Here is a 9503-nt window from a genome sequence, read left to right on the forward strand (position 1 = left end):
TTCTATATTTATTATTTAATTAGTTATTCTTATTTAAGATTAAAGCTGCGGGTGATGGTGAAACCACAACCTGGTCACGAATACAACGGATCGGCATCGCATAAGCCTTTGCCGAAGAATACAGGTTAGCCGTTGAGCCGTTGATATAAGGGTAGCGCGCATTATCTCCATCCTGTGCACTTGTCCAGTAATTGATCTGACTGCCAAAAGCACTTTTCGCTGACGTATTATTAAGCAGGTGCCCTGCTGCATGGAGTTTTAATTCAGTGCTGTATCCGCTTTCCAATGTAGCCAGTCCGTTAACTGGCGAAACCAGGTTGGTATATTCTGTGGCTGTTGGAATTCTCCAGCCGCCGCCCAGCATCAATACACAAGGATCATTAGCCGGTTTCCAATCCGAATTCTCCGAAATAGATCCGATCCATGCCGTATTCGGAGTCCGGACACCATTGATAGATTTAAAGCCTTGTGCTTTATTAAATTGCCAGTACCAGCCATTTGCATTATCAGAAAGATCGGTAGCCGAAGCAGCTTCATTAGTTGCGCCCAGATCTTGTGTAATCCAGCATCTGGCTGCCCCGGAAAGCGTAGAGCTTACCGCATGATAAGTAACTGTTTTAGTTTCCGGCGAACCGTTGACACCCGCAGTATGCGTTACGACAAAAGACGGCGGACAAATTTTAAAGTTCAGCGTTTCTTTACTATAACTGGTTCCGATACTGTTGGTCGCAAAAGCCCTGATATAGTAAGATGGATTCTCTGTTAATCCCGTTAGTTGAGCCGTCATTGCACCTATTCCAGCGCCTGTATGGATCACCTGATCCGCGAAGGTAGGATTTCCGGTGGTATTCCAGACAAAACCTCTGTCTGTAACTTCCCGGCCTCCGCTATTCGCAACACTTGCCTGCGCTACAGCCGAGGTGGTAGTCATTGTTGCACCCGGCACCACTACTTTACCTACCGAAGGCGCACTGTAGACCAGTCCGTCACGAACACAACGCAGCGGAAACCCATAGGTTTTCTGAATAGGTTGTGCAGACGGCCCCCCTCCGGTTGTAAAATAATAGAAGTTCACATTACCTGCATCCCTGGAAGTACTTGAATAATAATTACCCTGGCTGCCCCGATTGACCAGACCACCAGAAGCGTAATTAATTAAGCCTGCGGCATGCACTTTCAGCACCGAATTATAAACATCAGCCGGGCTCTTCCAGCCTTTATAGGCATTGTTCCATTCCGTCTCGGTTGGGATTCTCCAACCAGTTGACAGCAATTGAGTACATGGATCATTGTCTGAACTCCAGTCAACCGTTTCGCTGGTCGCTGCCGGCCAGGCAATTGCAGGTGTACGGGCACCCTGAGCGTCCATTTTGTAACCTTGTAAACGGTTAAACTGCCAATACCAGCCTGATGAAGACTCTGAGCCATCTGCTAATGCCGATGGTTGTGTGTCTGCACCCAGATTTTGAGTGATCCAGCATCTCGCTGCACCAGAAATCTCTGTACTTACCGAATGATAGGTTACCGTTTTTGTAACTGGTGCACCGCTTAATCCTGCGGTATGGGTCACGATAAATTCTGCCGGGCAGATTTTAAAACTGATGACCTTCGGGCTATATCCTGTACCGGCACTGCTTGTTGCATAAGCAGTGATATAATAAGTTGGCCCTTCAGCCAGGTTTTTCAAGACTTCATTGAAGCTGCCGGTTCCAGCACCGATAGCAATGACATTTCCAGATTCCAAAGCCGGATTGCCAGTTGTATTCCAGACCAGTCCGCGGGCAGTAACTTCAGCCCCTCCGTCAAAAGTAATCTCAGCGGCTGCTTTGACTGTGGTCTGTGTCATCTCTGAAAGCGTAACTACACCAACTACAGGAGGGACCTGAGGGGTATTAAAGCTGAACAGATTACCATAGCCTGTACCAATACTATTGGTTGCATAAGCTCTGATATAATATTTAGTCCCTATGGCTAAAGGAGTCAGGTTACTAACGAAGATTCCGGTTCCAGTACCGTTTAAGGTCCTGGTCGTTAAACTAACCAATGGATCTGTTTTAGTATCCCAGATCACACCTCTTGCAGTTACCGCAGCACCATTATCGGCTATAACCTCTCCTCCGCTCACTGCCGAAGTTGTCAGGATAGCTGTAGCAGGAGTGGTTTTCAACGTTGGCACATCAAAGGTGGTAAAGCTCTCCTGGTTACCGTAGCTTGTACCAACACTATTGGTTGCGTAAGCTCTCACATAGTATTTCGTTCCTTTAGTTAAACCGGTCATACTGCTGGTAAAAGCCGCAGCGCCTGCCCCATTCACAGTTTTCAACAACCCATCCACGGTTGGATTCTCTGTTATACTCCAGCAGATCCCTTTTGCAGTTACCGGTACTCCGCCATCGCTGCTGATGGTACCTCCTGAATTCGCAGAATTCTGAGTAATCGCAGTGGGTTTGGTCGTGATCAGGGTAGCCAGAGCTGGTGTAGTGAAAGCTACTGATTTTGCACTGTACCCTGTTCCTATACTATTTTTACCATAAGCCCATACAAAATATTTAGTGGCAGGCAGTAAGTTTGTTAATGTTCCGGTGATGGAAGTTCCCGTAGTCCCAACAGACAGACTATTGACGAAATCTGAAGGGATCACATCTTCAGTATTCCAGATCAACCCAAGGTCAGTAATTGCAGCACCACCATCAGAAACCAGGTTAGCGCTACCGTCTGCACTGCTCACTTTTGTATTTGTTAAAACAACGGTACTTAAAGCAGGCACAACTGCCGGGGTTGTAAAAGTCAGTTCATTCCCGTAAGCTGTTCCAACACTATTGGTTGCAAAAGCACGGATATAATAAGTTGTACCCGGAATTAAACCGGCAAATACATTGTTAAATGTTCCTGTACCAGCAGTTCCATTGATAATTTTGGTTGGCAGGGCGATGGTTGGTGAACTCGTTAAGCTCCATACAATTCCCCTGGTTACGACTGGCATTCCTCCGTCATCTGTCACATTTCCACCACCCGCAGCCGAGAATCCTTCGATCGCAGTAACAGGCGCGGTCGTTAAAGCTGGCAGGGCAAAAGCGTTCGTTGTGATTACAATCGGGCTTCCATAAGTAATCCCAACACTATTGGTTGCATAGGCTCTTACGTAATAAGTCGTCTTTGGCTTTAAACCCGCCAGGTTTGCTGTAAAACTTCCAATTCCCTGCGTAACCATGTCAATGGTTTTAGTCGGCAGGTCAACTGTTGGATTATCATAGGTACTCCATACAATTCCGCGGTTGGTTATCGGTGTACGGCCGTCATCCGTAATTTTACCCCCACTCACCGCTGTGGTTGCCAGAATATTTGTAGCCGGGGTAGTTGCCGTTAAAGTTGGAACAGTAAGGGTTGTAAATGATTTTTCCAGACCATAGGCAACACCTATTCCATTCACTGCATAAGCACGTACGTAGTAAGTGGTATTTTGCTGTAAACCGGTCAGGTAACTGGTGAAATTTCCATCTCCGTAATCAACGTCACTGGTTTTGGTAGTTAAAGAAATGGTCGGATTTTGAGTTGTACCCCAGACTATACCTCTTCTGGTAACCAGTGCTCCGCCATCTTTGATCATTTCGCCACCACTGGTTGCTGTTGAACCGGTAATCGCGGTTACGACAATTGTATTCAGGATTGGCGAAGTAGGAAAAATAGACACAGTGAGTTGATTTCCATAGGCAGTTCCAGCACTATTAGTGGCATAGGCACGGATATAATACGTCACGCTTCTTTCCATTTGCTCTATATCACTGATGAAATTCCCAATACCGTTTCCATTGCTTGTTTTATTGTTGACGACGGTGTCTGGTTTAAAATTAGCCCGCCTGCTCCACAGCAGCCCGCGGGCAGTCACAGGATTTCCTCCGTCATTCGTGATTGTTCCACCACTGCTGATGGAATTTTCTGAGGTGATCACAGGATCGCTGGTGATAATACTGGCTAAAAGGGGGCCGGTGGTAAAACTGATTTCATTTCCGTAAGCTGTACCAATCTGGTTGGTTGCATAAGCTCTGACATAGTATTTGGTAACTGGCTTAAGTGTATTCAGGGAACTGGTAAAAACACCCGCACCCCCATCATTTGTTTTAGTGGCCAGACCGGTAGTTGGCCCTGTACTGGTACTCCAGCATACACCTTGTGCGGTAATTGGTGTGCCACCAGTTTCCGTGATTGTACCACCGCTTAAAGCGCTTGTTCCGGTAATTAAAGAAGCTTCGATTGTAGTTACAATAGCCACTTTGGGAGTGGTAAAGCTAATTTCATTTCCATATTCAGTACCTGCACTGTTGGAGGCATAAGCACGTACATAATAAGTATTGCCCGGAGATAAACCAGTGACCTGACTTGTAAACTGACCGGTACCAGAACCTGTCTGAACTGTTTTGTTCACCGTTATTGCAGCAGGATTAAAACCTGGCTGGGTACTCCATACTATACCGCGGGTATTTGCTGTCGCGCCACCTTCATCAGTAATATTTCCACCGCTTAAAGCCGCATTGCCTGTAATTTGTGTAGGGGTAAGCGTTGTTAATAAACTCAGTCCCGGCGGGTAAGTTGTAAAACTGACCTGCTGCCCGTAAGTGATACCTGCAATGGTCATCGCATAGGCTCTCACATAATATTTCGTGTCTGCTTTCAGGTCTTTCAGTTTACTGTCGAAACTGCCCAATCCTGCTCCATTACTGGTCACATTTCCAGAAGTTGCATCGGGAACGAAGTTAGAGATAGTACTCCACACTATGCCTCTGGCAGTAACCGGAGATCCACCGGTACTGGTTACCGTTCCACCAATGGTCGCTGAAGTATTGGCAACCAGGCTTGGTGAATTTGTGGTTAAAACGGCATAATCCGGCGTAGTAAAACTGATTACATTTCCGTAAGAAGTCCCTGCGACACTAATTGCATAAGCGCTTACATAGTAGGTGGTACCGGGAACGAGATTCTTTAGTGCACTGGCAAATATTCCTTTATCATAACCTGTTTCTGCGGTTCTGTTTGTTAATTCAGCAGCAGGATCAAAATCAGGACGCGTACTCCAGATAATCCCTCTTGTACTCACGATTGCCCCACCGTTACTGGTAATTTCACCACCAGAAGTAGCAGTTGTTGCCGTAATATCGGTCCCTTTAGTCGTGATGATAGTAATTGGAACAGGCGGCTTAGTAGTCAGACTATCCAGGTTCCCATAACCTGTACCTGCAAAGTTAGTGGCAAAAGCACGCACATAATAAGTAGTAGCCCCCATCAGATCTTTCAATGCTGCGGTAAAATTTCCAGAACCTGAACCTGCAATTACATTTTCATCGGCCAGTGTTGGATTTTTAGATGTACTCCAGCAAATACCGTTGCTGGTGATATAGTTGCCACCATTCGTTAGAATACTGCCACCACTAGTCGCATCGGTACTGGTGATCGTTGCTGGAATTGGGGTCAGTGTAGTTAAAGCAGGTACATTCGGAGTTCTGAATACAACCTGGTTCCCAAAAACTAACCCTACCGGATTAACGGCATAAGCATTTACATAATAGGTAGTACCGGGCGATAAGCCTTTGAGTTCGCTGACAAAGTCGGTTGTACTCTTTTGAATCGTTTTTTGCCGGGTAGCGGTGTCGGGCTGAAATCCTGAAACCGTACTCCAGACAATTCCGTTAACAGTTAATAATGCGCCTCCGTTACTGATGAGTTTTGCTCCGCTGAATGCACCGGTCCCGGTAATCTCTGTGGCTTCTAATGTTTTGATCACAGGGATTACAGGTGCACCGGTGGTCAAATTGATTTCATTTCCGTAGGCCGTACCCGCATTGTTAATTGCATAGGCACGTATATAATAGGTCGTATTACCCATTAAATTAATAGCGGTATGAATAAAGGCTCCAACACCCGTTCCACTCTGAGTTTTGGTCGGCAAGTCTGTTGTCGGGTTCGGCGCTGTACTCCAGATGATCCCGCTTTTAGTTACTTTATCCCCTCCATCGCTAAAGATATCTCCGCCGCTTACGGCCTCAATACTGGTCACGCTGCTTGCTGCTGTGGTAATTAAGGAAGGAATAGTGAAAGTTTTAAAAACCTCCTGTTCTCCGAATACTATACCCACGCTATTGACCGCATAAGCCCTTACATAGTATGTTTTGTTAGGTGCCAGCCCGGTAATGGTACTATTGAATTTTCCTGCTCCTCCGGTTTCAGTAGTCTTGGTAGATAAGGAAAGCGTAGGCGTAAAATTTGCTGTCGTGCTCCAGACTACCCCTCTTGAAGTAATTTCAGCGCCTCCGATTTCTGTAACATCGCCACCGCCAGTAGCAGTAGCTCCTGAAGTGGCCAGAACTGGCGAAGTCACAACGCTTGGTTTTTCTGGTGGCCCGGTTACAAAAGAAGTCAGATTTCCATAACTTATACCTACGTTGTTCAGCGCATAAGCCCTCATATAATATTTGGTATTCCCCATTAATCCTTTGAGCTCACTGACGAAAGTCCCGCTTCCGCCTCCGTTACTCGTGTGCGGATCGTCTATAGCAGGGTTATTTGTGGTACTCCAGCAAACACCGCGGGTATTTACAGGTATCCTGCCATCATCAGTAACCTCTCCACCACTGGTCGCCGACGTATTTTTAATCAGTGCCGCAGCAGTTGTTTTTACCTGTGGAAGTTCAGGGGTTTTAAAGATATATTCTTCGCCATAGGCAGTACCCATCGCATTGACAGCATAGGCTTTTACATAATAGGTGGTTCCCGGGATTAGTGAAGTCAGGTAATTGCGGAAGGTTCCTTTTGCATTACCAATTATATTCTGTTCTGCTTTAGTGGTTAAAGCCGTAGTAGGATCAGGGGCTGTACTCCAGCAAATACCGCGTTTGGTGATCGGTGCAACACCATTACTGGTAATGTCTCCCCCACTGGTTGCTACCCTACCGTTAATTCCTTCAAAGCCACCATCCAGATAACTCGCTGCATCATAGTTAAAAGGAGCCAGCGTGGTTAAGGTAGGCAAAGAAGTGGTGATAAAACTGGATTCACTGCTGAAACTTGTCCCAACACTGTTCTTTGCATATGCACGCACATAATATAATGTGCCGGGTTTCAGGTCGGTGATGTTACAGATAAATGTCCCCACATCTGTAGTATTGACAGTGGTTGATGGCCCGTAAATAATGTTCACGCGATCGGTGCTCCAGCTCATCCCGCGTTCGGTTACGACTTCACCTCCATTGTTAATGATGGTGACTTCACTCACTGCCGAAACATCTGTAATATCTGCTATTTTGATATTCGGGGAACTCAATACCGGTGCAGTAGCTGCGGGAGTAGTAAACTGAAGCAGGTTGCCATAAGCTTTACCAATAATATTTACCGCATAAGCCCTGACATAATAAGTCGTGTTTTTTAAAAGATCAATTAAGCGGCTTGGAAAGGTTCCCACACCTGAGCCATCCAGCGTGAACGCTGCACTTTCATCATCTTTTGGATCACCAGTTGTATTCCAGGTGATGCCGCGTGCAGTAACTGGTGCCCCACCATCACTGCTGATCATTCCGCCACTATTGGCCATCACCGGAAAAATGTTGTCAATGTCCAGCGTAATGATGGATGGCAAAGAAGCCATTGCTGAAGTAAAGGTTAAATCCTCACCATAAACTAACCCCGAACTATTAACGGCATAGGCACGTACATGGTAAACAGTATTGGCTTGTAACCCGGAGATGATCCCCGGAAAAAGACCAGTATCAGCACCGAAAATAAAGTTCCTGGTTTTAGTAGCTGAGGTGGTATCGGGATAAATGCTGGTACCCCAGCAAATCCCCTGCAAAGTGATCGCCGACCCGCCATTGCTGCTGATTTGTGTACCACCAAGCGCTGATATGTTAGTGATTTTTGCAGGTTGTATCGTAGTGATGACTGGTAAACAGCTTACATCTTTCCATTTGGTACCATCGTAAAAACGGATAGCTTTTGATAGCGTATTGATATAGATCGCCCCTGCCGTTAAGCCTAAGGGTGCAGGATTACTGCTGAGTACTGGCAATTTAGAAATCTTTAATCCGCTGCTGGTAGAGAAACCGTTATGTGGCTTAAAACTACTTTTTGAGAAGAGCTTCGCGACCGCATACCAGGAGTTCCCATCATTGACCATCATGGTCTTTGCTGTTTTAGAGAAGTAAACTCCGCCTGAAGATACGGCTCCTGAAGGCTCCTCATTCAGAGAAGGCAGGTATGGAATTCCTGTTTTTATTTCCAGGTAATCTTTAACGGTAGTGGTATTGATATTACTGCTGCATAAAGTTTCCCAGGTTGACCCATTATAGATCATGGGTTGTTTATCCGGCTTACTGTAAATCAACATTCCCGGTAAGGGTGAGCTGACAGTTACAGGATCAATTGCAGGTAGATGAGGTATACCACCGATGACCCTAAAAAATGCCTGTGCCGAAACTGAAACAGTTCCGGCAAGCATCAGGATACAGATAAGCTTTATCGTGTGGTAGAGTGTCTTCAATTTTATTCTTATTATTTAGTCTTTTAAACAGCGCAGCGGTAAGCCCACTGTTTTTTCATTATAATTTGTTCTGGAGTTGTTGAAGTAATAAGCCTGGCTAACATTGATGTACATGGTACTGGTCCAGTAATTACTATTGACACCTCTCACATTCAATGCCCCGGCAGACGTTAAGTCTCCTGCACTATGTAATTTTAAGACCGAAGCATAAGCATCGGCTGCATTCTTCCAGTTTTGAGGAGAAGCGCTGGCACTGCTCCATTCCGTATTGGTCGGGATACGCCACCCGCTGCCCAGCAGTTGTGTACAGGGGTCATTGACCCCTATCCAGGCCGAAGATTCATTCACTGTTGATGACCATCCGGTTGAAGGCGTACGTTTTGTTCCATCATGCTGATAACCCTGTAAGCGGTTAAACTGCCAGTACCAGCCTGAAGAAGATTCTGTAGCATCGTTAATGGCTGATGCCTGCCCGTCTGCACCCAGGTTCTGGGTAATCCAGCATTTATCGGTACCTGATATTTTAGTACTGACCGATCCGTAAGTTACAGTCTTGTCTACAGCAGCCCCTTTTACTCCTGCTTTATGAATGACCGTAAATGGCATACAGATTTTAAAGCTGGTGGCAATTTCACTGTAAGCGGTACCTATGTTATTGGTTGCAAAAGCTTTCACATAATAAGCCGGGCCGTTTTCCAGACCGGAAATCAAGCCGCTAATCGTTCCTGTACCTGTTCCCATTGGCACCACCTGATCTGAAAGTGTCGGGTTACCTGTAGTATTCCACACAAAACCACGGGCAGTTATGGTTTCACGTCCGTCCGGGTTAATGATCGCAGATGCTTTAGCGGTAGTGGCCGTTACTTCTGCCAACGGAAGGATTACGTTACTGACCGAAGGAATAGTGGAAACCACTTCATTACGCAGACAGCGGACAGGCAACGCAGAAGCCTTATCAACCTCCAGTGTTCTCCAGCCG

Annotated in this window: 2 protein-coding genes; both read right to left on the reverse strand. The window is 46.1% G+C overall.

Annotated elements, in window-relative coordinates; translation table 11 throughout:
• Positions 1-19 precede the first annotated feature (19 nt).
• Entirely contained in the window at positions 20-8524 is an 8505-nt protein-coding gene (locus tag HDE70_RS18695; RefSeq protein WP_183891530.1) for a hypothetical protein, read from the reverse strand.
• A gap of 15 nt (positions 8525-8539) precedes the next feature.
• Positions 8540-9503 (reverse strand): hypothetical protein (locus tag HDE70_RS18700; protein WP_221302103.1); only part of this gene is annotated, 964 nt, incomplete at its 5' end.

It is taken from the genome of Pedobacter cryoconitis (assembly GCF_014200595.1).
GTDB classification, from domain to species: Bacteria; Bacteroidota; Bacteroidia; order Sphingobacteriales; family Sphingobacteriaceae; genus Pedobacter; species Pedobacter cryoconitis_C.